Consider the following 22,738-nt stretch of genomic DNA (forward strand, 5'->3'; position numbering starts at 1 on the left):
TCAGTCCCTCTCCGAGACGCGGGTGATGACGATCGCGATGACGAGGCACAGGACTCCCATGACGACACCGATCGCGGCGGCGAGGCCGACTTGCGGGTTCTGGAACGCGGCCTTGTAGAGCGCGACCGCAGGCGTGAGGGTCGACGTCCCGGGGCCGCCGTGAGTCGTTATCCAGACGAGGTCGAAAGTGCGCAACGAGGCCGTAATGGTGAGGGTGAGCGCCACGGCGAGCTGGCCGCGCAGACCCGGCAGCGTCACGGCGAAGAACTCGCGCACCGGTCCGGCGCCGTCGACCCGGGCGGCCTCGTAGAGCTCCGTCGGGATCGACGACGCGCCGGCGATGAAGAGCACCATGCAGAAGCCGAATGTCACCCACGTGCCGATGAGACCGAGCGACGGCAGCGCCCACGTGAAGTCGCCGAGCCACGTGCGCGTCAGGGCGTCGAGCCCGAGCGCGCGGAGCGCCTCGTTGAGCGGCCCGTCGGGGGCGTAGATCCGCTTGAAGACGAGAGCGATGACGACCGACGTCATGACCTGCGGCAGGAAGAAGATCCACCGAAAGACCGCCATGCCCGGCTGCTTCGCTCGCATCAGCAGCGCCGCAGACAGCAGCCCGAGCGCGATGGGCAACAGCGAGAAGAAGCAGATGAGGACGAGGACGTGGCTGAACGTCGAACGGAGCACCGGGTCGTTGAGGAACGTGACGTAGTTCTTCAGGCCTACCCACTTCGAGGGCCCCACCCCGTCCCACGCGAAGAACGAGTACTGGATGGACTGCACCAGGGGCACGAGGACAACGAGGGCGTAGATGCCCAGCGGCAACGCGGCGAAACCGAGCCCAATCCAGCGCGTGCGGCGCCGCGGGGCGCGGCGCCGCATCGCGACCGGAGGCGGGGTGGGCACGATCAACCCTTCCCCGCCAGGAAAGTGTCGCGGTCCTTGTCGACGGCCTTCGTGAAGTCGTCCGACGACATCTTGCCGGCGTAGACGAGCTGCAGGTTGCCGCTGATCGTGTCGAGCATGGTCGGGCTGGACCAGTCGAAGTACGGAACATAACCGTCGTCACCGTCGAGCGCCGCGGCGCCGGCGGACTCCCCGGACAGGCTGAGCGAGTCGGACGACACCTTGACGTCCTTCGACATGGCCGGCACGAGGCCGAGATCGGCCGCGGACTGCGCCGCCTCGGGCGACATGAGGTAATCCAGGAACGCCGCCGCGACGGCTGGGTGCTTGCACTTCGCGGAGATGACCATGGCGCCCGGAGCCGCACCCACACCGACGTGCGCCCCTCCCGCCTGCGGCAGCTGGACGTAGCCGAAGTGGGCCTGCTGCGCCTTGGTGAGGCCGAGCGAGCCGGTGTACTCCCAGCGGAAGACGCCCTCACCACCCACGAACTTCGCTACGGCCGTCTGGTAGTCGATGCCGGCGAAGTTCTTCGGGAAGTAGCCGGCCGTGGCCCACTTCTTGACCGTCTCGACCGCCTGGGTCATCGCGACGTCCGTGCCCTTCACGGACGGGGTGTCGTAGATGTAGTCGTTGAGCTTCTTCTTGTCGGCGAGCACAGCCTGGACGCCGAGGAGTGCCGAGGTGGAGCCGTCGAGGCTGCCGTACTCGAAGGGAACCTCGCCGGCAGCCTTTGCCTTGGCGGCTGCAGCCTCAAGGTCCGAGAGGGACTTCGGCGGCTGGAGGCCGAGCTTGTTCAGCTTGTCTGCGTTGTAGTAGAGGCCGATGAGCGAGGTGCGCGCCATCGGCGTCGCGAACCACGACCCCGAACCCATCGTCGCGAAGTCGGTCGTGAACTGGTTCTGCCGCGCGATCGTCGTGGGGACCTTGGCGGCCCAGCCGTACGCCTTGGCGTAGGAGTCGAGGTTGAGCACCAGACCGCCCTTGGCCAAGGTGCCGAGCGACTGCCAGCCGTTGTTCGCACTGGCGATGTCGGGGCCGCCGTCGTCCTGCAACTGCAGGTTGAGGGTCGAGTTGAGCTGTCCCCAGTCCTCGGACGTGCGCTTGATCGTCACGTTCGGGTACTTCTTCTCGAAGCTAGCGACGGCCGCGTCGATCCACTTGCCCTCGGCCGAGCCCCAGAAGTCGGTCAGCTTGAGCGTGACCTTGCCAGCGGCCGCGACGTCGGTGGAGACGGACGTCGGCGTGTTGGCCGCGGTCGGGGCGCTTCCGCCGGGGCTGCAGGCTGCGACGGCCACTCCGATGCCCGCCACTGCTGCGGCGGCCTTCACCACTCGTGCACTCATCTTCACTCCGTTGTGTCGAGACGGCCCTGCACACTCGCTGGCGACCGGAAGGCGCGCACCGCTGGGGCCTGGTTGTCCGGACAATAGAGGAAAGTGATCCAGTTAGTCCAGTATGGGACCAGTTGCAGGTTTTGGTCGTCCAGGCAGTAAAACTGGTATATTGCGCGGGTGACGACATCCCGCGCCTCCGACCAGGCCTACGAGCGTCTCGCCCACGACCTCACGGTCGGCCGGTATGCCGCGGGGTCCCGACTACCGGGTGAGCGTGACCTCGCGGTCGAACTAGGGATCAGCCGCGCGACGCTCCGCATCGCGCTCGCCCGGCTCGAGTCCGACGGTGTCGTGCAGCGATCGGCACAACGCGGCTGGTTCGTACCGCGACAGGTCATTGGCGAACCGCCCAGCACCCTGCAATCCTTCACCGAGATGGCGCGCGCTCGGGGGCTGCGCCCGACGGCAACGGTGCTGCTCCAGCTGGTGCGCGCCGCGACGCTCGACGAGGCCGAGAAGCTGCGCATCGCCCCTGCCGCGCCCGTCATCCAGATTGACCGCCTGCGCGGCATGGACGGGACGCCGGTCTGCTTCGACGTGGTCGTGCTCCCCCAGCAGACCGCCGCTGGACTCGCCGACGCGGACCTCACCGACGCCTCGCTCTACGAGCAGCTGCGTGAGCGGTGCGGCCTCGAGGTGCACCGCAGCGCGTACACCCTGATGGCTGACGTGGCCGATGCCGAGGTCGCCGCCCTGCTCGGCACCCGCCCCGGCGCGCCGGTCCTCATCGGCGACGAGATCGCCTACACGCCGGCCGGAGCCCCGGTCCTGCTCGGTCGCAACACGTATCGCGGCGACGCCTACCGCTTCGAGGCGGACCTTTACCGACGGGCGTGACTAGGAGCCTATGGTCAGACGTTCGCTGCGCTCTCCGAGGCTCTGCGGGCAGAGGCAGATGGTCGCAGGCATCGTGGGCCCGTGACGACGGCAAGTACCCGAACGGGCACCGCAGTTGACCGGGACGGGTCCGCAGTGGAGCGCCCGGGCAAGGGCCGCGCCGAGGAGGAGCCAGCCAGGTCGGACGCGGCGGTCGCAGGCCCTCGCACGACCCCACCGGCGCACGTCGGAGACCCGGATGGGCACGGGCACTATGGGGTCCTCGACGAGGACGAGGACGGGCTGGTCTGTGCACAGTGCGGGTGGGTCTGCTGCACGGATAGGTGACATCTGATCTGCGTCGATGTGTGTCGGCGCTGGAAGGATGTGCACCATGCCCAAGGCGTTCCCCAAGGAGTTCCGCGAGGACGTGATCCGGGTCTTCAAGGAGTCGGACGCCTCCATCGCCCAGGTCGCGAAGGACTTCGGCATCTCGCCGTCGTGCCTGAAGCGGTGGCTGACGATCGATGAGCGACGCTCGGCCAGTGCCGCGAGCCCTGCCCGGACCTCCAGCGAGTCCGAGGCGCCCTGCGGGAGGCGAACAAGCGGATCAAGCTGCTCGAGCAGGAGAACGAGGTCCTGCGCCGCGCGGCGGCGTACCTCTCGCAGGCGCACCTGCCGGGAAAATGATGTACCCGCTCGTCCGCGAGCTCGCCGGCGACGGGATCCCCGTCACGGTGACGTGCCGGGTGCTGAAGATCGCCCGCCAGCCCTACTACCGCTGGCTCACCAACCCGGTCACCGACGCCGAGCTGACCGCGGCGTACCGGGCGAACGCGTTGTTCGACGCCCACCGCGACGACCCGGAGTTCGGGTACCGGTTCTTGGTCGATGAGGCGCGCGAGGCCGGCGAGGCTATGGGCGAGCGGACCGCGTGGAAGCTCTGCTCCCAGCTGGGCTGGTGGTCCGCGTTCGGCAAGAAACGCGGGCGCAACGGCAAGACGCCGGGGCCACCGGTGCACGACGACCTGGTCGAGCGGGACTTCACCGCGCCAGCGCCGAATCGTCTGTGGCTCAGCGACATCACCGAGCACTGGACCGGCGAGGGAAAGCTGTACCTGTGCGCGGTCAAGGACGTGTACTCCAACCGCATCGTCGGCTACAGCATCGACTCACGGATGAAGTCCTCGCTCGCCGTCGCGGCCCTGGACCACGCGGTCGCCCGCCGCCACGCTGACGGCGCCGACGTGGCCGGGTGTGTTCTGCACACCGACCGCGGGTCGCAGTTCCGGTCCCGGAAGCTGGTCCACCAGCTCCACCGCCACGGCATGGTCGGCTCGATGGGTCGCGTCGGCGCGGCCGGCGACAACGCGGCCATGGAGTCGTTCTTCGCGCTGCTGCAGAAGAACGTCCTAAACCGTCGAGCCTGGGCGACCCGCGAACAGTTGCGGATCGCGATCGTCACCTGGATCGAACGGACCTACCACCGCCGCCGGAGACAACCGCGACTCGGACGGTTGACCCCGGTCGAATACGAGTTGATCATGACCACAACCACCACCCAGGTGGCCTAACCGAAACTGTCACCCGTTCGTGCAGCAGACCCCTCCGGTAGATCGTGCCGATGTGCGGACACGGTCACAAGCGCCACCGAAGGTGGACGACACCGTCTGCTCCGAGCAAGTGCTCTGCCGGCCGCCGCCACCGGTTTCTACGTTGTGGGCGATGTCCCACCGGATCTACGCAGCCCACTCTTCGGCGGTCTCACACCGAGTTCCGGTGTTCGGGCCGGGACCACCGGCCGCCGTTCGCAGCGGCGTGCGGCGCGCGGATCGGCGGGGAAGGTCGGGCGTCGCCCATGTATCGACGTCGGTCTGGTGGGACGCTGAAGACGTGTGGAACTGAGACGACCCAGCTGGCAAGGAGGACGAGATGACCGCGAACCTTCATCACGTCGTGTTGACGGTGACAGACATCGAGGCAAGCGTTCGCTGGTACACCGACTTGTTCGGATTCGCCGAACTGGCACGCGAGGAGCACTTCGGTGGATCCGGAGGCCGGACGGTCCTCCTCGGCGCCGCGGACTGGTCCATGGGCATCGGCCTCGCCTCCCACCCCACGAACGGAGGGGAGACATTCGATCCGAGCCGGACCGGGCTCGACCATGTCGGCTTCACGGTGGCCGACCGCGCCGCCTTGGAGGAGTGGGAAGCACGCATGTCCGACCAGGGCATCAAGCACAGCCCCATCAGTGACCACGACTGGGGCTCGTCGCTGAACTTCCGCGACCCCGACGACATGCAGCTCCAGCTTGTCGCATTTCGCCAGAGTTGAGGTGGCCTGGGATACCGATGAGTGACAAGCGCAGGACGCGCATGCCGCCGCCTTCATCGGCGACGGGACTCAGGTAGGTCCGTCAGTGAGTAGCGCACAGCGAACCGTGCGCCGGGGTCAACCGGCGGTCGGACCGGTGCTGCCGGGTCGACGGTGAAGGTCAGCAGCAACTGGCGTCCATCCACATCGGCCCACTCGAACGTCCTGAAGTCCGGTGTGTACGAAGCCAGTAGGGAGCGCTCCGCCGTCAGCACGTCGCTGGCCGACCAATCCACGGCTCACAGCCTGCCGCACGATGGATGCAAACGCACTCATCTGCCGTCGGGCGGCCATGCCGATGTGTGGATGGTTTAGCCGCTGGACACCCCGGGCTGGTTGAGCGCTCCGAAAGGGATATGCACGCTTGGTGCCGCCTCGGCCGTGCTCTCCAGATGGAGCAACTGATCGTCGAAGAAGATGTGTGGTCTGAGAGCCTCGATGATGGGCGCCTTCGCGATGCCACCAAGAAAGAACGCGTCGTTCACGTTGACGCCCCAGCTCTTCAGGCTTCGGATTGCGCGCTCGTGTGCCGGCGCATTCCGAGCGGTTACGACGGAGACGTGCAGCCTGATCCGATAGTCAGGGTCCGCCAGCTTTCGCTCCTCTTCCTTCGTCTGGATCACATTGATCTTCGCCAAGAAGTCTTTGAGCGGACCCCGCTTTTGAGGGACGTGGGCCTGGTCCCGCTCATAGGCGTGGAACTCCTTGAGCCCGCCGGTCTGGAAGATCTGCTCGGAGGCGTCATCCCCGAGGACGCCATCGAAGTCGAAAGCGATACGGAGGTCAGGGTCGTCCATGTCATCGGCAGCGGCCGAATCGAGAACGCGGCCTGCGGGGAGACCAAGAGCCGCAGCTTGCAGAACGCTCGTGCGATCGCTCGAGAGAAACAGCGACATGCCTAGCGGGTGCATGAATTTGTATGGAGACTTACCCCGCATGAACACGGCGCGGCTGATTTGAAGCTGATGATGCTCGACCGAGCGCATCACGCGGAGGCCTGTGTCCGGGTCATTTCGTGACAACACGATGACCTCAACGAGAGGATCGGCCGGTTCCCCCAAGTCGTTGAGTGACAGCAAGCGACGGATGAAAGGAAAAGCGACGCCGGGTTCGAGTGGGTCCTCCAGGTGCAGCTCTTGGTACTCGCGGTAGGCAGCCTCACCTCCACTGCGAAATACCGCGTCGGACTCACGCAGGTCGAACAGCGCGCTGGAGGCAACACCGACTACCAGACGGTGTTCAAGCTCGTACGCCACGATTCCTCCCCAGGGTCAAACGCGATGGCATGTCCCATCCCGTGCCGTCGAGCCTTCTTCTGCAGTTCTATCGGGGCCAAGGCTACGAGTACTCGCTCATGCCGCGGACGGTGCGCTCATCAAGCCTTTTCTGGAAAGTGGCAGATCCCCGAGGGAAAGTGCCGGGCCAGCAGGCGCCAACACTGCGCCGACCGAGGATTCGATCCAAGTGATTCTGAATATCTGCTCAGAATCACTCGCACCTGCTCGGGCTCATGCAATCCTAGGTGGTAGCAGGCTCGCCAAAAAGAGGAGTGGCCGTGAGTGCCATGCCGGATTACTGCTGGATGCCCGTCGAGACGCGGTTCGCAGACCGCGTCAGGGCAGTGTTACAGGATCTGCGCGAGGCCGAGGAGCGTCCTGATGTGGTGGCTCCGCCCAGGATGGGGAAGCCACAAGAACGACGGCGGCATCTTGTGGTCCGGCGTCGACCTCGCCCGCTTCATGGAGGCCGGGCAGAAGTCCTACCAGCGCGTGCGAGCGTTCGCAGATGTCCTTGCTGACTCACCCGAGGAGGTGCTCACGACCACCGAAGCCTGCGCTCGGGCGGGCGTCGAGTCAACGCAACTGCGCGCGGCGGTGGGCAAGTTCACCCAGTGGATGCAGGCGACCACGGAGTACAAGGAGTGGCCACTCGGATGGGCTTTCGGGGAAGTCGTCGACCCCGACAACCCCACCGAGTGGCATTACCGCATGAGCAAGGACCAAGCTCGCGCTTGGAAGGACGCTCGTCGACGGACCCATGGCGATCTGCCGCCGATGCCCCAGTAGCCCTTCAATCTTTCGAGCCCCCTGCTGGGCGCCCCCAGAACGCCGGAGGGCTGGGCTACTGCGGCGATCGGGCAGGTCCTGTCATGCCGCTGACGGACCAACCACCGTTGGCTCAGGGACCGCGTCACTCCGGGTCGAAGAAGCGCATCAGGTCGAAGTTGGTGATCGTCTCTGCGAGCGACCGAGGACTGATCCCTGAGAAGTTCTCGATGTTTGGGTCGGCGCCGGCAGCCAGCAGTACCCGGACCACTGCACCGTCACCATCACGTGCGTTCAAGAGCGCCACCCATAGGGGCGTTCTGCCGAATCGGTCCTGCGGGTCCACCGAGGCCCCCGCGGCCAACAGATGCCGGGCGACCAGTGCGTGCTGGCCCTGTGCGGCGAAGTGCAGCGGGGTGAAGCCGGCGCCGTCGGCCAGACCGGGCGCAAGCCCCTCGGCTATCAGTTCATCCGCGGTTTTCACGTCGCCTTCGAGCGCGGCGTAGTGCAGGAGGCTGCGGCCGGCTCTGTCGACGCTCTCTGGCATGCCCGAATCATTGCCTACCGGACGCGCGCTCGTCCCGCGTTGAGGGCGGCTACGCTCGCCCGGTCATGCCGCGATCAGGGTGACCGCTGCCGGCACAGGCCAGTGACCCCAAGGACGGGCAGCAAAGAGGCATCTGCCGTTCGGAAGCCGACGACTCACCCGCTGTAGAAGAGCCCCAGGCCCGCCGCGATGCAGATGGCGGCGATGATCCAGAAGCGCGCCACGATGGTGACCTCGGACCATCCGACCATCTCGAAATGGTGATGCAGCGGGGCTATCCGAAACACTCTCCGGCCGGTCAGCTTGAAGCTGATCACCTGGATGATGACCGACGTGGTGACGATGACAAAGAGGCCACCCAGCACCACCAGAAGCAGCTGGGTATGCGTGAGGATCGCGAGCCCAGCCAACGCCGCGCCCAGCGACAAGGAGCCGGTGTCTCCCATGATGATCTCGGCCGGCGCGGTGTTCCACCACAAGAACCCGAAGCAAGCACCGGCGATCGCGCACGAGACGACCGCCAGATCCAGTGCAGCCGGCACGTCGTAACAGGTCGGCCCCGGAAGCACCTGACAGCCCTGCCTGAACTGGGATAGGGCGATCATCGTGTAAGCGCCGAACACCATGACCGAGGCCCCGGTGGCCAAGCCGTCCAGGCCATCGGTGATGTTCACTCCGTTGGAGGCTCCGGCGATGAGGACGCTCGACCACGCGATGAACAACACGACGGCCACCACGGGCCCCGCGACGGCGAAGTCCACGTTGGTGTCCCGGATGACGGAGATCGCGGTCGACGCAGGAGCCAGCCCCCGCTCGTCCCTGGCCAGCAGCGCCGCCAGGGCGAAAGCGACGGTGACGAGGGTCTGGCCGATGAGCTTCTGCCTCGACCTAAGGCCGAGACTGCGCTCCTTGCGGATCTTGATCCAGTCGTCCAGGAACCCGACCAGGCCGAGGCCGGTGAGCAGGAAGAGCACCAGCAGAGCGCTGAGCGAGATGGAGCTGTACACCTCCTTGAGCACGCCCAGGGCGCCGAGCACCACGAGGAGCACGTGCGAGCCGAAATAGCCCACGAGCGCCGCTGCGATGATCACGGCCCCACCCATCGTCGGCTTGCCGCGCTTGACATGGTGATGCACGAGGTCGTCGCGGACGAACTGGCCGTAACGGTGCTGGACCAGGAAGGTGATGAACGGCTTCGTGCACACAAGCGCTACAGCCATGGACAGAGCACCGGCGAGCAGGACATCGACCATGGGAAACCCTTGCCGCCTTTCGACCAGGTCGGGTGCCGTTCACCCCCGGACAGCGCATGACCCCCCCTCGGCGTCGTCGCCGAGACGGGGTCGCCGATGAACCCTAGAGCAGTAGACGACGTGGATCAGGGATCCCGGACCGCGTCGAGGTGTCGATGAAGGCCTGTCCTCGGCGGGCCGCAGTGCCGCTGCGTCCGAGCGGACGTGTGCACGCCTGCCACTCCCCTTCGGGTCGACGTCGGACGGGGGAGGCAAACCCCTTCGATCAACTGCGGCCGCGGACGCCTCAATCCCGTTCCCCGTGCGCTCTCCAGATCTCAAGTCGGCGGACGAGTTTCCACCCAGATGGGACTGGCAGACCTTGCTCGGGACATTGTGACGCGGGCCTGATCACACCCTCGAAGTACCGACTTCGCCGCTCATCGTGCCATCAGAATCGTGGTCGCACCCGCGGAGCCGTTTACCGCTCATGCCGCTCGGAGCGTGTTTGCCCGGGCCATCGCAGAACGGCTCTTCCACGACAGGCCACGCAGACATCCTGCGCGAGGCCGTGGATGGCCGCGTGGGCGAAGGCGCCCCGGAAGACTTCACGCTATAGGTACGTCCGCGGATGCCGGCTAACGGCGTGGACTGACGTGTCCTCGTCGCACCGCTCTATTGCGCAGAACGGTCGTCGCGGGCTATCGGGCGGCGCCCGGTGATGCTAGGTGATGTGGTAAGCAGCGAAACTCAACCACACCGGACTTCGCCTTCGCCGCGGAACGGACCCCAACCACCCTGTAGGAGACGCTGATGTCCGACACCACTTGCCACATGTCCATGTCGCTCGACGGCTTCGTCGCGGGTCCGGAGCAGAGCCGAGAGAATGGGCTTGGCAGGCGAGGCATCGAACTGCACCGCTGGCATATGGGAGATCCGCGTGCCACCGAGGCCGACCGGATAGCCAACGAATGGCTCATGCGCCCGCGCGGCGCCTACGTCATGGGGCGGAACATGTTCGGGCCGATCCGCGGCGAGTGGCACGACGCCTGGGACGGATGGTGGGGACCCGAACCGCCGTACCATGCCCCCGTCTTCGTGCTCACTCACTACGCGCACGAACCAATCGAGATGGCGGGCGGAACCACCTTCTACTTCGTCACAGCGGGCTTCCAGGCCGCCTACGCGCAGGCACTCGAGGCCGCCGACGGCAGTGGCGTGGACATTGCCGGTGGTGCGTCGACGGTGCAACAAGCACTCAACGCCGGCGTGATCGATGAACTCACTCTCGACATCGCACCCATTCTCCTCGGCAGCGGGGAGCGCCTGTTCGACGGCGTCGAAGCCTTCCCCTTTGAGCCCGTCGAGGTCCTGCACTCACCGCTAACGACCCATATCCGGTACCGCCGAGAACGCACCACCTGAACGACTCGTGGATAACGCTCAGCTGGCCGCGCTCGGCCGCCCTTGGATGCTCGACGACGAAACGGCGCGACCACGGTCACCGGGGTCGGTGCCGCTGAGCCCCACGCGAACGTCCGCTCGAAGGTTTCCCGTGGGGGTGCAGCAAGTGCGACAGCGATCGACCGGCCACCTTGCACAGCGAAGTTGCCGAGCCGGCCGTGACCGGCTGACCCTCCTGGTTCTACGTCACCACGAGCCCGCTCACGCCGGAGGAGGTCTCCCTTCACTGAGGCGCTGGGGGGTGCCATGATCGAACGGCCGGTGTGCGACCGGCAGAGCTCTGGAGGCACTCATGCCCGCTGTCACCGTCGACGACCTGACCGTGTTGCCCCGGGTGCCGTTGCCTGACCCCGTGACCGCTCGGCAGCGGCCGGTCCGCAGCGTGACGACTGCACCGTCCGGCCTCGAGGGAGAGGGTTTCCCGGTCTGGCGGGCGTTCGCGGGCGCCGACCTCCGCGACCTCGATCCGTTCATTCACTTGGACCAGATGGGCGCGGTCGACTACGGGCCCGGTGAGCCCAAGGGCACCCCGTGGCACCCGCACCGCGGGTTCGAGACGGTCACGTACATGATCGACGGGCTCCTTCAGCACAACGACAGCCTCGGCGGCGGTGGCCTCATCAGTGACGGCGGCACGCAGTGGATGACCGCAGGCAAGGGCATCCTGCACATCGAGACACCTCCGGAGGCGACCGTCGCGAGCGGCGGCTTGTTCCACGGGCTGCAGCTGTGGGTGAACCTGCCGCGGCAGCAGAAGTGGGTCCCGCCGCGTTACCAGGACCTGTCCGGCGACCAAGTGGCCCTGCTGTCCTCAGACGATGGCGGGGCACTGGTGCGGATCATCGCAGGCGACATCGCCGGCACTCAGGGGCCGGGCTCGACGTACACGCCGATGGTGATGCTGCACGCGACCGTGAGCCCGGGCGCGCGGCTGGTGCTTCCGTGGCAGCCAGACTTCAACGCACTGGTCTACATCCTCGCCGGCCGTGGCCGTGTCGGTGTGGAGCGGCGCCCACTGCGGCAGGGGCAGCTTGCCGTGCTGGGCGCGGGGGAGGCGGTGACGGTGGCGGCCGACCCGTCGCAGGGCTCTCACCTGTCGGCGATGGAGGTCCTGCTGCTGGGCGGGCGGCCGATCCGTGAGCCAATCGCCTGGGCCGGCCCGTTCGTGATGAACACCGAGGCCGAGATCCGGCAGGCGTTCGAGGACTTCCAGGCCGGCCGGCTCGGGCAAATCCCGTCGGTGCACAACGCCCCGACCGATCTGCTCCTGAGTGAGACCGACTCTCCGCTGGACTGAGCCCAGGGTGACCAATAGGCCTGCTCAGACGGCAGACCCTCCACGTGCGCGGCGTCGTCGTAGTGGCCGATGCCGATGCGCCCGCCTCCTTGCTGTGGTCGACCAGTGTCCCTGTCATCGTTCTCGACGACGGCACGGAGACCGCCCTCACGGAGCTCGCGGGATACGACGGACTCGGTCGTGGCAACGCTCGTGACATCGACCGACTTCCGCGAGCCTTGGCGCCGAGCTGACGGTGACAGCGCTCGGAGGCTCGAGGAGGAAGCGGCGGCGGAGATCGCCGACGGCCACGAACTGCACGGACTAGACCTGACCGCCATCGCGAAGTGCGAGGGCTGTGACTCCGTGATCTGTCGCGGATCGGACGGCACATTCGCGATCGTGCCTCTCAGCTGGACCACGAAGCGGGAGACGCCACCACGGCCGCGCACAACCCGATTGGGGGGTCATCGCGCTGGAGTCGGCGATGGATCAACACGAGCACTGACCGCTCATGCCGCGGAACGCTCATGCCGAGCAGCGGACGTCTCACAGGCTGCGGAACACAGTCTTCAGCGCCCGGTATGGTGCAGCCGTGGTCAAGATCTGCGCCGGTGGATTGGACGATGAACGGGTGCAGCAGCTGCTCGCCGAGCACATTGCTGACATGTACGCCACTTCGCCCGCAGAATCAGTGCACGCGCTCGACCTTGACGCCTTGAGGGGTCCCGGCTTGGTGTTCTGGACGGCTTGGGACGGGCCGCTGGCTGTGGGTTGCGGCGCTCTCAAGGACCTGAACGACGACGACGTCGAGCTGAAGTCCATGCGCACGTCGGCGACGTCGCGCGGCAAGGGCGTTGGAACGGTGATGTTGCGACACCTACTGGACGAGGCACGGCGCCGCGGCGCCAAGCGTGTCTTGCTGGAGACCGGCTCCCAGCAGTTCTTCGCGCCTGCGCGGCGGCTCTACGAGCGACACCAGTTCACCCAGCGAGGGCCGTTCGCCGGCTACGTGGAAGATCCCAACTCGCACTTCTACGAGCTCGCGCTCTGATGTGCTTTGGAGTCATTCCCCTCTTCCCTGAACCGCTAGCCCGGCTTCGCGGCGCCACCCGATCGTCCGACCATGAGGTCGGGCACGCGTCGACCCATCAACGTCCCCATCTGCCGCAGACCGAATGTCCTGGTGAGCGACGGACCTCCTGGGACCCTCAGCGGAGAACGTCAAGGACCTGCTTCTGAATGCCGTTGGCGTAGACCTGGTGCTCGACGACGCGTAGTCGTTGGGCTGCGGTGTCGGCGTCGATGAACAGCGACTTGCCAGCGCCGAGCAGCACCGGAAACACCAGCAGGTGGTAGCGGTCGATCAGGCCGGCCTCCTGCAGCGCCCGGTTGAGCGTCGCGCTGCCGTGCACGAGCAGCGGGTCACCGTCGCTCTCCTTGAGCGAGGCGACCTCGTCCACCGACCGGAGGATCGTCGTCTGGCCCCAGTCATCGACCAGGTCGTCCTCCTCGAGGGCCGTGGACACGACGTACTTGGGCAGGGTCTTGTAGCGGGAGAACTCCGCCATGCCGGGCCACACCGGCGCGAACAGCTGGTAGCTCCGGCGTCCAAGTAGTAGGGCGCCGGCCTCCTCTTGCTCGCGGCCCTTGAGCTCGTAGGCCTCCGGCAGGAAGTCGACGGTCTTGAAGGTCTACTTGGTGTCGTGCAGCCCTGGGTCTCCGCCGGCGGGATCGAGCTTGCCGTCGAGCGAGACGAACGAGGTGGAGATCAGGGTGCGCATTGACGTTCTCCTTCACAGTCGGTGATGGCGCTTCCATGACCACGTCGAACGGCGGCTGGCAGATTCGACCTCCCGCCCGAATGTTGAGCAGGAGCCTTTGGTACTCATCCACCCTTCGGAGAGGGCCGTGAGTGCGCCGGTGGCGGGGTCAGGCGTCGCGACGCCGCAACCGGACTGCGGCCAGCAGCAGAACCAGGGCGGCATACGAGCAGAAAAGTCCGAAGCCGGTCCAGGCGCCCAGCCCGGAAGGGTCGACGTGCACGCGGGTAACCGCCTCCCCCACTGTGCTTCAAGCGCATCTATGGCGAAACGCCACCTGCCGTGTGATGCAGTCCTCGCGGTTGACCCGCTCTGAACGTCCTGTCATCAGCGTGAGGTGTTTAGCGTCAAGAGTGCTGGGCGGGTGCCGTGTCTCGTCGTCGGTCCCTGCATAGCTAATCGAGGTCGTGCTCGGCAGCGTGTGATCGGGTTGTGTCGACGACGGGACGGGGCGGCCTGCGATGACCGGCGAGATACCGCGAGGGTTCTCGATGCCGCGGAAGGCTCACCCCGCCCAGCTCCTGGGCGGTCAACGCCTCGTGCTGAAGATCTGGTGTTGCTGTGGTGCGGTGGTTGCTGAATGTCGTTAGGCCGCAGTGACGCTCGTGGTCTCCTTCCACGTGCTCGTGCCGTGGGCGGCGATGACGGGGTTCCACGCCTGCTGTTGGGTGACGACGGCGTACAGCTGGCGCAGGATCGCGGCGGCGACCGCGGTCTGGGCCTGGGTCGGGGTGAGCCTGTTCGTCTCGCGGCTGGTGAGGTGGCGGTAGCGGGCGGCGTACACCCGGTTGGTCTGCAGGCACCCCCACACCGCCCGCCACGCCGCGACCCGCAGTTGCGGCCGGCCGGCGCCGGTGACCCGGGCCTTGCCGGTGAAGGTGCCGGACTTGCGTTCCCGCGGCGCCAGGCCGGCGTGCTTGACCACGGCCCGGGCAGAGGTGAACCTTCTCAGGTCGCCGGTCTGGGCGAGGATCGCGGCGGCCCCGACCGGGGACAGCCCGTCGATGCTCGTCACCAGCGTCGTCAGGCCGAGCTCGTCGAGGACCGACACCATCCGGGCCTCGACATCCGCCAGTTTGGCGCGGGCCTCGTCCCAGTCGGCGAGGGTCCACTCGAGCCGTTCGAACACCGCCGGCCGGTGCGCGACCACCCCAGCGGTGTCGGTCAGGGCAGCGAAGAGGCGCCGGACGATCCGCAGGCACGGCCGGATCCCGCCCCGACGACTGACTTCCGCGCGGACAGCCCGCTCGAACCGCGCCGGCCCGAGCCGCCGGGTCCGGTCCAAGTCACCGCCGTCGTGGCCTCTCCCCTGCCCCACGACGACGCACAGCGCCGCGACCCACGTGGCCGAGCGGAACGGGTGCTTCCCGGTCTCGAGCGCGGCCGGCCACACGCACTCGAGCAGGTCCCGGGCCGTCTGCACCGCCGCGACGTGCTGCCCGATCAGCTCCTCGCGGCGGGTGCCGAGGTGCCGCAGCCGGGTCCAGGTCGCGTTGCCCCGGTCGACGGGTTCGGGCAGGTAGCAGCGCAGCTGGGCGGTGAGCCGGGCGATCAGCACGGCGTCCTCGTCATCGGTCTTGTCCGTGGTGAGGTCCTCGCTCTTCCGAGCCCAGGAGGACGCGGCCGGCTGGACGCACACGAACGGCATGCCGCGTTCGGCGGCGAGCTGGGCCAGGACCATCCACCGGTGCCCGGTCGGCTCGCACGCCACCGTCACCCCGGCAAACCCCTTCGCGCGGGCCCGGTCAGCGGCCCAGTCCAACGCGGCCCCGAGGTCCCACGCCTTGCACCGGAACGTCCGGCGCGCCAAGACCTTCGAGTCGTGGTCGGTCACGACGAGCATCTGCTTGCGATCGGCCAGGTCGATCCCCACGATCGCGTTCACGACCGGGATCGCGGCCCGCAGCCGCGACAAGCGCGCGTTCCGGTTCCGATCCCCGCGGGAAACGCCACTACCGTGAGACATGAACGTCCTCCTTCGATGCGATGGGACACCAAGCCCGACAAGCGCATCAGGAGGACGTTCGCCACGCCAGACCCGAGCGCACGGAACGTCTTTCTATGCCGCCAAGCGAGCGGCCCGCCCAGAAGACGAAGGCTCTGGCCCGGGACGCCACAGCAACGGAATCCACAGGTGCGGGACACGCACCGTCGCGTTTCGCCGTCCTCTTTGCCCTGAATCGCTACGGATTGTGGGATAGTCGGGCCTGGCCTGCACAGGCCGCGAGGAGGTGGCAATGTCCGCGTGCCCGCGGTCTCACCAAGCGCTACGGCACCAAGACCGCCGTGGACGACCTGACCTTCACCGTGAAGCCGGGGGTGGTCACCGGTTTCCTGGGACCGAACGGCGCCGGGAAGTCCACCACGATGCGCATGATCCTCGGGCTGGACGCCCCGACAGCCGGCAGCGTCCTCGTCAACGGCAAGGCCTACCGCGAGCACGCGTCGCCGCTGGCGATCAGCGACATGGTCGACGGCGTGTCACTCCGAGGATCGGCATCCTCTCGCACCTTCCGACCGAGGTGTGCGTCGTCAAGGGCCACGTGCGCGGGGGTGGGGCGAACGAGGCTGCCCGATCTCTGTGGACGTCGCTGACGCCGTGGTGGCTGCTGGTGGCGGCGCCGCCCAACGGGCCAGGGATGGTCTGAAGCCGACGCCGCCGCTTCGACGGTAACGGCGGCTGACAGCAGTTCGCACGCATTTGCGCCAACAGCTCCTGGCTGGCACGTCCCGTCCCGACGCCCCGTGTATGACACCTGGTGACGCCGGGACCTCACAAGGGGGTGCCGGCGCTGCTGGCGTTCGGGGGTAGTGCCGGATGCGGCGTCTGGCGCCGCGCGGGCGGGTCCCGGTCGCGCCGGTGCACGGCCCGGCAGGGGCCGGCAGCGACGGTCGAGCAGCGACCCGCGACCCGAGCTCACCTGTCGGCCCCTGCCGTCATCGACGGCTCTCGATGACCTCCTTGGACTTCGCGATGGCGAAGCCCCAGCCCTGCGCGAGCGTCGGCTTCGGGGGCACCGCCACCTCGTCGGGGTTCGTCACGACGTCCAGCAGCACGGGTCCCTCGACCCCGAATGCCCAGCGGACGAAGTCGTCGAGGTCGGCGGGATCGGTGACCCGCCGCGCGGCGAGCCCCATGGCCGAGGCGACAGCGGCGAGGTCGGGGTTGTCAAGCTGCGTGCCGAACTCCGGCAGGCCACCCTGCTCCTGCTCGAGCTTGACCATGCCGAGACGACCGTTGTCGAAGACGACCACGCGCACCGGCAGCCGGTAGGTGACAGCCGTACGGAGGTCGCCGAGGAGCATCATGAGCCCGCCGTCGCCGGCGAACGCCACAACGGAGCGGCTCCGGTCCAGGGCCTGCGCCCCGAGAGCCATCGGCAGGGCGTTGGCCATCGAACCGAGGTTGTAGGAGCCGACAAGCCGCCGCGTGCCGGCCATCCGCACGTGCCGGGCCAGCCACGCCGTCGACATGCCGGTGTCGCTGGTGAAGATCGCCGTGTCGGGCGCGTGCCGGTCGAACGCAGACGCGACGGCCTCCGGCCGGATCCGCTCGTCGGGGTTGTCCAGGAGCGCCCGGGCCCGCCCGAGGAGCGAGTCGTCGTGGCGGGGATCGAGCAGCGCGGACTGCCCCTCGTGCCACTCCCGATAGGCGTCGGTCGCGGCCTGGAGGTGGCGGCGGTCCTCCCGGCGTGTCAGCAGCGGCAGCAGGGCGCGCAGGGTGGACCGCGCGTCGCCGACCAGGGCGTGGTCGACGCGGGTGCGCCGCCCGATGTGCTCGCCCCGGGCGTCGAGCTGCACGACCGTCTTTCCCTTCGGGTACCAGTCGCGGTACGGGAAGTCGGTGCCGACGAGGAGCAACACGTCGCAGTCGTCCATCGCCTTGGCGGCCGCCGGGTTGCCGATGAGACCAGACTGGCCGACCTCGAACGGGTTGTCGCGCTCGAGGCCCTCCTTGGCCTTGAGCGTCAGCACCATGGGAGCGGCCAGCGTGTCGGCCAGCTCGAGCAACTCGTCGCGGGCCTCGCGGGCTCCGCAACCGACGAGCAGCGTCACCGCCGCCTCGCCGGCGAGCACCTCGGCCGCGACGCGCAGCTGGTCGTCGGGGGCCGGCGCCGCCACCGCCGCCGGAGCGAACGACGCGGGCGTCACGCCCTTGGGAACGTCCAGACCGCCGATGTCGCCGGGCAGCGTCAGCACCGCGACCCCGCGGTGAGAGTAGGCGGCGTTGACGGCCTGCTCGAGCAGGTGCGGCAGCTGGCTCGGCGACGTCAGGGTGTGCGCCCACACCGACACGTCCGCGAAGAGGGTGTCGTTGTCGACCTCCTGGAAGAAGTCGGTGCCGATCTCCTCGCTCGGCACCTGGCCACAGATGGCGAGGACCGGCGCGTGCGACTTCTTCGCGTCGTACAGGCCGTTGAGCAGGTGGATCGAGCCGGGCCCGACGGTGCCCATGCAGACGCCGATGGTGCCGGTCAGCTGGGCCTGTGCGCTGACCGCGAAGGCCGCGACCTCTTCGTGGCGCACGCCGATCCACTCGACCCGGTCGTCCGTGCGGATGGCGTCGGTGAGCGGGTTGAGCGCGTCTCCGACGACGCCCCACACCTGCCGGACGCCGGCGTCTGCGAGTGCTGTGACGATGTGCTCGGCGACGGTGGTCATGTCGGGTCCTTCCTCAGAGGTGGCTGGGCGAGGCGTGCGGGGTGAACCGGTCGGCGCAGGCGACCCGCCAGTCGGCAGCCCAGGCCTGCGGCGGCTCACCGAGCAGCTGTCCCGGTTCGAGCCACTCGTAGAGCTCGGCGTAGGAGTGCGTCGTCGTCGAGGTCACGTTGCGGCGCAGGTGGTGCGGGTTCAGCTGCGCGGGGTCGGTGACGCCCATTGCCGCCATGATCTTCATCGCGGACTCGACCGTGGCCTGCTGGTAGCGATGGACGCGCACGCTCTTGTCGCCGACGTCGAGTGCCCTGGCGCGACGGGCGTTCTGCGTGGCGACGCCGCTCGGGCACTTGTCGGTGTGGCAGCGCTGGGCCTGGATGCAGCCGGCGGCCATCATCATGGCCCGGGCCGCGTTCGTGTAGTCGGCACCCTGCACGAGGCGCTTGACGATGTCGTTGCCGGCGGCCACCTTGCCGCTCGCACCGATCCGGATCCGGTCGCGCAGCCCGACACCGACGAGCGCGTTGTGCAGCGTCATGAGGCCGTGCGTCAGCGGCATGCCCACGTGGTCCTCGAACTCGAGAGGGGCCGCGCCCGTGCCGCCCTCGGAGCCGTCGACGACGATGAAGTCGGGCGTCGTGCCCACCTCGAGCATCGCCTTGCAGATCGAGAGCACGTCGACGCGCGAGCCGACGCACAGCTTGAACCCGGTGGGCTTGCCGCCGGCGAGCTCGCGCATGCGTCCGATGAACTCGACGAGCTCGACCGGCGTGTGAAAGACCCGGTGCGAGGACGGGCTGACGCACTTCTCACCCTGGGGCACTTGGCGGATGTCGGCGATCTCCTTGGTGACCTTCGCGCCGGGAAGGACGCCGCCGATGCCGGGTTTGGCGCCCTGGCTCAGCTTGAGCGACACGCACTTGACGGCGTCGTGGGCCGCTTTGTCGCGGAAGGAGTCTGGGTCGAAGTCGCCGTCCTCGGTGCGGGCCCCGAAGTAGCCGGTGCCGATCTCCCAGACGATGTCGCCGCCGTTCTCGAGGTGGTACGGCGAGAGGCCGCCCTCGCCGGTGTCATGGGCGAAGCCGCCCATCGCGGCCCCCTTGTTGAGGGCCCGGATCGCGTTGGCCGACAGCGCCCCGAAGCTCATCGCCGACACGTTGAGCAGGGCCATCGAGTACGGCCGGGTGCAGTCGGGACCGCCAACCATGACGCGGGCGGGCTCCTTCGGCGGTTCCGTCGGCGCGATCGAGTGGACGAGGTACTCGTAGCCCACCTCGTTGACGTCGAGCTCGGTGCCGAACGGTCGCTCGCCGTGGATCCCCTTGGCCCGCTCGTAGATCACCGAGCGGGTATCGCGGTCGTAGGGCCGGCCGTCCCAGTCGCGCTCGATGAAGTACTGCTGCAGCTCCGGGCGGATGCTCTCGAGGAGGTACCGCATGTGGCCGAGGACCGGGTACCGGCGCAGGATCGAGTGCTTGCGCTGCAGCACGTCCCAGGCCGCGAGCGCCGCGACGCCCGCGCCCACGCCACCGAGCACCCCACTGGCCCGCCTCACCCGTCCCGCACCCGACATGCTCACTCCTCCCGGTCCAGGCAGCCCCTGGCCACCTCGTCACTCGCGTGATCACCGCCCCAAAGCGATACCCGACCGGGTCCGGCGGCTACCTGAGAGTTCCCTGCGCGTCGCCGGCCCAAACACCACCGTTGGGCTGCGGTCCAGCGTCGTGCCATGCGGCCGGGTCGGCGCTGCTGCGGTCGTTTGCCGGGTGTCGTCGCTGGGGACCATCCCGGTCTCGGGGGGTGAGTTGCCGGCCCCGCCAGGTCGACGACCCGCGCTCGGTCGGGACACCGGGAGGCATCCGACGTGCCGGCGCGCGGCGGTGAGGGAGTGGTCGTGCGCTACGACGCGGAGCGGGGGTTCGGCTTCATCGCCCCGGACGCGGGAGGTGCGGACCTGTTCGTGCACGTGTCGGTTCTGAGAGGCGCCGAGGCGCTGCACCAGGGCGATCGGGTTCGGTACCACGTGCGACAGAGCGATCGAGGACCACAGGCCGACCGCGTCGAACGGGTGTGAGTGGGACGGCGGTCCGGGCGGAGCTGGCCCTCAGGCGTGTCCGATCCCGCCGCACGCTCATGCCGCTCTCCGACCGGTCGTGCCGATGTCCGCGCGGTCACCCGACAAGCTCCGGCAGCGCATGAGCGCATTCGGCCCGTCGCGGACGCCCGCCGCGACACTTCTGAAGGGCCACTATCCCGGTTCGGATCATGCGACGATCGGGTTGAGCCTCGAAGGTCGGACGTGGTCCGCCCCGAGGGACGTCCTCAAGTGCAGTGGAGGCGTCATGGTGGAACCGGTCGGTTCGTTCGACGGGCTGGACGGCTCGAGCTTGGTAGCGGTTCTGGACAGCCTCCCTGAGCTGGTCTCCTTCTGGGATCGCGACCAACGGTGCGTCTTCGCAAACGCGGCTGCCGCGGCGGCGTTCGGGCGTTCCGCCGAGGGACTGCAGGGAGTTCCGCTCGTGGATGTACTCGGGGACCATGCCGTGAGGCTGATCCGCTCCCGGATCCTAAGCGCCCTGGAGGGCGTCGGCTCCGAGCAGGAACGAGCGCTGTCTGACGGCGAGGGCGGGCTGCGGCAGTACCGCACCACCTACACCCCGGTCTGCATCGACGAGGTGGTCATCGGCTTCGCGATCGTGCTCATCGACATCACCGAGCAGCTGAACACGCAAGCCGAGGTCTCCCGCAACAGCACCCGGATCGCCCGGCTCGCCGAGCGGCACGGGCTCATGGTCGCCGCTGGCACCGAGGTGCTCGGCCGGCTCCGCCGGACGCTGGACGAGCTGCATACGTCCGGGAGTGGCGACGAGGAGGCCGCCCGCCTCCGGCGGCTGGCTCAGGAGCTGCGCAGCTGCACCTGCCGGCTCCGTGAGGGCACCCGGGCGTCGCCCGCGGCCTCGGGGGACGGCACGGTGTCGAACCCGTGGTCGAACACGGTGTCGACATCTCGGGTGTCCGTCGCTGCGCGGAACTCGGAAGGGATGCCGTTGTCCCCTTCGCCGTCAACGGCGTGCTCCCAACCGAGCGTGAGCGACCGGCTAGCGGGTCTCGAGGCCGAGGTCTTCGCCCTGCTGGATCAGCTGCCGATCGTCATCACCGTATGGGACCGAACACGGTCGCTTCGCTACGCCAACCGGGCCGCAGAGGCGTTCATGGCTAGCCGGGGCATCACCAGAGCGACGGGGCGGCGCCTGGAGCAGATCGTCGGCGAGGACTTCCTCCGGGTGCACGAGCGGTACGCCGAGGGCGTCCTGCGCGGCAGGACCCAGTCGTTCCACCGCCGTCAGATCAGCCCGGACGGGCAGGAGCAGCACTTCCAGGTTCGCTACGTGCCGCGAAGGGCGCACGGCGAGGTCATCGGCGCCTTCGCGTACGCCTGCGACATCACCGACGCCGTGAGAGCTGCCGAGGAGCTCATCGCGGCTCGGTCGGCATACGCAGCCCGACAGGAGCGGCAGGTCATCGAGGACCGCCTTCACGAGTCCATACTCCAGGAGCTGTTTGCCGCAGCGATGCTTCTAGACGCAGCTGCACGCTCGAGGGGCGACATGCTGGCTCGCCTCAACGAGGCCAGGACGTACCTGCAGATGGCCATGGACGGGTTGGCTCAGCTCTCCTAGTTCACCATCCGGGCCTCGAACTCGGGCCCGCACCGACGGTGGTGCGATGTACGCCTGTAGAAACAGTCCGAGCACAGCGGCACGACTCGTACGCCTGTCCTGTGCCGATCGCCAGTGGCCTACCGCCAGCGGGCAAGGCCCACCTGGCCGCAGAGACCGTCCGGATGCTCGCCGATCCCACGCGGATCAAACTGCTGTGGGCCCTGCTGCAGGGCGAGTCGTCCGTCACGTGTTAGGCCGAACTGGCCTGCGTCAGCCCGACGTCGGTCAGCCAGCACCTAGCCAAGCTGATGCGGCTGGCGGGGCTCGTCCGCGGCCGCCGCGAGGGCACGTTCATGTACTACACGGCAGCCGACACGCACGTTCACGCGTTGCTCGCAGAGGCCCTGTTCCATGCCGACCACACCGACCGCGACCTCGGGGCCGAGACCGACCACCAGCACCCGGTGCCAGCCGCTAAGCACGCCTGAGCCAAGCCGGGGAGCGGGCTCAGACAATGTCCGCACCCTGGCACCCGAGTTCCCCT

Annotated in this window: 18 protein-coding genes and 2 pseudogenes; 11 read left to right on the plus strand and 9 right to left on the minus strand. The window is 68.1% G+C overall.

Going from position 1 to position 22,738, the window contains the following annotated elements:
- A complete protein-coding gene (locus LQK93_RS19850; protein ID WP_374969484.1) occupies window positions 1-903 on the minus strand; it encodes a carbohydrate ABC transporter permease in 903 nt (300 codons plus the stop codon).
- A 2-nt stretch (window positions 904-905) separates the two neighbouring features.
- Entirely contained in the window at window positions 906-2,249 is a 1,344-nt protein-coding gene (locus tag LQK93_RS19855) for an ABC transporter substrate-binding protein (RefSeq protein WP_374969485.1), read from the minus strand.
- A gap of 168 nt (window positions 2,250-2,417) precedes the next feature.
- Here LQK93_RS19855 and LQK93_RS19860 point away from each other — a divergent pair, with 168 nt between their 5' ends.
- From LQK93_RS19860 to LQK93_RS19870, 3 genes and pseudogenes are all read left to right on the plus strand, one after another.
- Complete coding sequence (locus LQK93_RS19860) at window positions 2,418-3,137, plus strand: GntR family transcriptional regulator (protein WP_374969486.1); 720 nt, start codon at window positions 2,418-2,420, stop codon at window positions 3,135-3,137.
- A gap of 373 nt (window positions 3,138-3,510) precedes the next feature.
- Window positions 3,511-4,690: pseudogene (locus tag LQK93_RS19865) on the plus strand (IS3 family transposase).
- Between the two features lie 358 nt (window positions 4,691-5,048).
- On the plus strand, window positions 5,049-5,450 hold the full coding sequence (locus LQK93_RS19870; protein WP_374969489.1) for a VOC family protein: 402 nt from the start codon (window positions 5,049-5,051) through the stop codon (window positions 5,448-5,450).
- Window positions 5,451-5,800: 350 nt separating this feature from the next.
- On the opposite strand, the gene LQK93_RS19875 is transcribed toward LQK93_RS19870, so the two are convergent.
- Window positions 5,801-6,745: a 5'-nucleotidase gene (locus LQK93_RS19875; protein ID WP_374969490.1), complete on the minus strand. Its 945-nt coding sequence runs from the start codon at window positions 6,743-6,745 to the stop codon at window positions 5,801-5,803.
- 402 nt (window positions 6,746-7,147) lie between these two features.
- Between LQK93_RS19875 and LQK93_RS19880 the strand changes: the two genes are divergently transcribed.
- Window positions 7,148-7,555 carry a hypothetical protein gene (locus LQK93_RS19880; protein WP_374969491.1) on the plus strand — a complete coding sequence of 136 codons (408 nt, stop codon included), beginning with the start codon at window positions 7,148-7,150 and terminating at the stop codon, window positions 7,553-7,555.
- A 124-nt stretch (window positions 7,556-7,679) separates the two neighbouring features.
- Here the strand turns inward: LQK93_RS19880 and LQK93_RS19885 are convergent, their stop codons facing one another.
- Window positions 7,680-8,081 (minus strand): ankyrin repeat domain-containing protein, encoded by a 402-nt coding sequence (locus LQK93_RS19885; RefSeq protein WP_374969492.1) that lies wholly within the window; start codon window positions 8,079-8,081, stop codon window positions 7,680-7,682.
- 155 nt (window positions 8,082-8,236) lie between these two features.
- Window positions 8,237-9,334: a phospho-N-acetylmuramoyl-pentapeptide-transferase gene (mraY, locus tag LQK93_RS19890; protein ID WP_374969493.1), complete on the minus strand. Its 1,098-nt coding sequence runs from the start codon at window positions 9,332-9,334 to the stop codon at window positions 8,237-8,239.
- Between the two features lie 792 nt (window positions 9,335-10,126).
- Here mraY and LQK93_RS19895 point away from each other — a divergent pair.
- The 3 genes from LQK93_RS19895 (at window position 10,127) to LQK93_RS19905 (ending at window position 13,107) form a co-directional block, all read left to right on the plus strand.
- The gene (locus tag LQK93_RS19895; protein WP_374969494.1) at window positions 10,127-10,738 is read left to right on the plus strand and encodes a dihydrofolate reductase family protein; all 612 of its coding nucleotides are present in this window, start codon (window positions 10,127-10,129) and stop codon (window positions 10,736-10,738) included.
- Between the two features lie 331 nt (window positions 10,739-11,069).
- Entirely contained in the window at window positions 11,070-12,074 is a 1,005-nt protein-coding gene (locus tag LQK93_RS19900) for a pirin family protein (RefSeq protein WP_374969495.1), read from the plus strand.
- A gap of 574 nt (window positions 12,075-12,648) precedes the next feature.
- Entirely contained in the window at window positions 12,649-13,107 is a 459-nt protein-coding gene (locus LQK93_RS19905; protein ID WP_374969496.1) for a GNAT family N-acetyltransferase, read from the plus strand.
- 157 nt (window positions 13,108-13,264) lie between these two features.
- Here LQK93_RS19905 and LQK93_RS19910 read toward each other — a convergent pair whose 3' ends face one another.
- Complete coding sequence (locus tag LQK93_RS19910) at window positions 13,265-13,726, minus strand: dihydrofolate reductase family protein (RefSeq protein ID WP_374971552.1); 462 nt, start codon at window positions 13,724-13,726, stop codon at window positions 13,265-13,267.
- 736 nt (window positions 13,727-14,462) lie between these two features.
- Window positions 14,463-15,761, minus strand: a complete 1,299-nt coding sequence (locus LQK93_RS19915; RefSeq protein WP_374969497.1) for an IS110 family transposase — start codon at window positions 15,759-15,761, stop codon at window positions 14,463-14,465.
- Window positions 15,762-16,162: 401 nt separating this feature from the next.
- On the opposite strand from LQK93_RS19915, the pseudogene LQK93_RS19920 reads away from it, so the two are divergent.
- Window positions 16,163-16,313, plus strand: a pseudogene (locus LQK93_RS19920) (ATP-binding cassette domain-containing protein); the annotation flags it as partial.
- A 500-nt stretch (window positions 16,314-16,813) separates the two neighbouring features.
- Here LQK93_RS19920 and LQK93_RS19925 read toward each other — a convergent pair.
- Together LQK93_RS19925 and LQK93_RS19930 are read right to left on the minus strand one after the other, a co-directional pair.
- Window positions 16,814-18,538 carry a thiamine pyrophosphate-dependent enzyme gene (locus tag LQK93_RS19925; protein ID WP_374969498.1) on the minus strand — a complete coding sequence of 575 codons (1,725 nt, stop codon included), beginning with the start codon at window positions 18,536-18,538 and terminating at the stop codon, window positions 16,814-16,816.
- A 13-nt stretch (window positions 18,539-18,551) separates the two neighbouring features.
- The gene (locus LQK93_RS19930) at window positions 18,552-20,105 is read right to left on the minus strand and encodes an FMN-binding glutamate synthase family protein (protein ID WP_374969499.1); all 1,554 of its coding nucleotides are present in this window, start codon (window positions 20,103-20,105) and stop codon (window positions 18,552-18,554) included.
- A gap of 321 nt (window positions 20,106-20,426) precedes the next feature.
- Between LQK93_RS19930 and LQK93_RS19935 the strand changes: the two genes are divergently transcribed.
- The 3 genes from LQK93_RS19935 to LQK93_RS19945 all read left to right on the plus strand — a co-directional run bounded on the left by LQK93_RS19935 (window position 20,427) and on the right by LQK93_RS19945 (window position 22,682).
- The gene (locus LQK93_RS19935; RefSeq protein WP_374969500.1) at window positions 20,427-20,606 is read left to right on the plus strand and encodes a cold-shock protein; all 180 of its coding nucleotides are present in this window, start codon (window positions 20,427-20,429) and stop codon (window positions 20,604-20,606) included.
- Window positions 20,607-20,727: 121 nt separating this feature from the next.
- A complete protein-coding gene (locus LQK93_RS19940) occupies window positions 20,728-22,212 on the plus strand; it encodes a PAS domain-containing protein (protein WP_374969501.1) in 1,485 nt (494 codons plus the stop codon).
- A gap of 290 nt (window positions 22,213-22,502) precedes the next feature.
- The gene (locus LQK93_RS19945) at window positions 22,503-22,682 is read left to right on the plus strand and encodes a hypothetical protein (protein ID WP_374969502.1); all 180 of its coding nucleotides are present in this window, start codon (window positions 22,503-22,505) and stop codon (window positions 22,680-22,682) included.
- Window positions 22,683-22,738: the final 56 nt, after the last annotated feature.

This window comes from Terrabacter sp. BE26 (genome assembly GCF_041941675.1).
In the GTDB taxonomy this organism is placed as follows: domain Bacteria; phylum Actinomycetota; class Actinomycetes; order Actinomycetales; family Dermatophilaceae; genus Terrabacter.

What these genes read in the sequence shown, in the direction of transcription:
- LQK93_RS19855 (WP_374969485.1), bottom strand. Translation starts at nt 2,249, where the DNA reads ATGAGTGCACGAGTGGTGAAGGCCGCCGCAGCAGTGGCGGGCATCGGA.
- LQK93_RS19870 (WP_374969489.1), top strand. Translation starts at nt 5,049, where the DNA reads ATGACCGCGAACCTTCATCACGTCGTGTTGACGGTGACAGACATCGAG.
- LQK93_RS19880 (WP_374969491.1), top strand. Translation starts at nt 7,148, where the DNA reads ATGTGGTGGCTCCGCCCAGGATGGGGAAGCCACAAGAACGACGGCGGC.
- LQK93_RS19885 (WP_374969492.1), bottom strand. Translation starts at nt 8,081, where the DNA reads ATGCCAGAGAGCGTCGACAGAGCCGGCCGCAGCCTCCTGCACTACGCC.
- mraY (WP_374969493.1), bottom strand. Translation starts at nt 9,334, where the DNA reads ATGGTCGATGTCCTGCTCGCCGGTGCTCTGTCCATGGCTGTAGCGCTT.
- LQK93_RS19895 (WP_374969494.1), top strand. Translation starts at nt 10,127, where the DNA reads ATGTCCGACACCACTTGCCACATGTCCATGTCGCTCGACGGCTTCGTC.
- LQK93_RS19900 (WP_374969495.1), top strand. Translation starts at nt 11,070, where the DNA reads ATGCCCGCTGTCACCGTCGACGACCTGACCGTGTTGCCCCGGGTGCCG.
- LQK93_RS19925 (WP_374969498.1), bottom strand. Translation starts at nt 18,538, where the DNA reads ATGACCACCGTCGCCGAGCACATCGTCACAGCACTCGCAGACGCCGGC.
- LQK93_RS19930 (WP_374969499.1), bottom strand. Translation starts at nt 20,105, where the DNA reads ATGTCGGGTGCGGGACGGGTGAGGCGGGCCAGTGGGGTGCTCGGTGGC.
- LQK93_RS19940 (WP_374969501.1), top strand. Translation starts at nt 20,728, where the DNA reads ATGAGCGCATTCGGCCCGTCGCGGACGCCCGCCGCGACACTTCTGAAG.
- LQK93_RS19945 (WP_374969502.1), top strand. Translation starts at nt 22,503, where the DNA reads ATGCGGCTGGCGGGGCTCGTCCGCGGCCGCCGCGAGGGCACGTTCATG.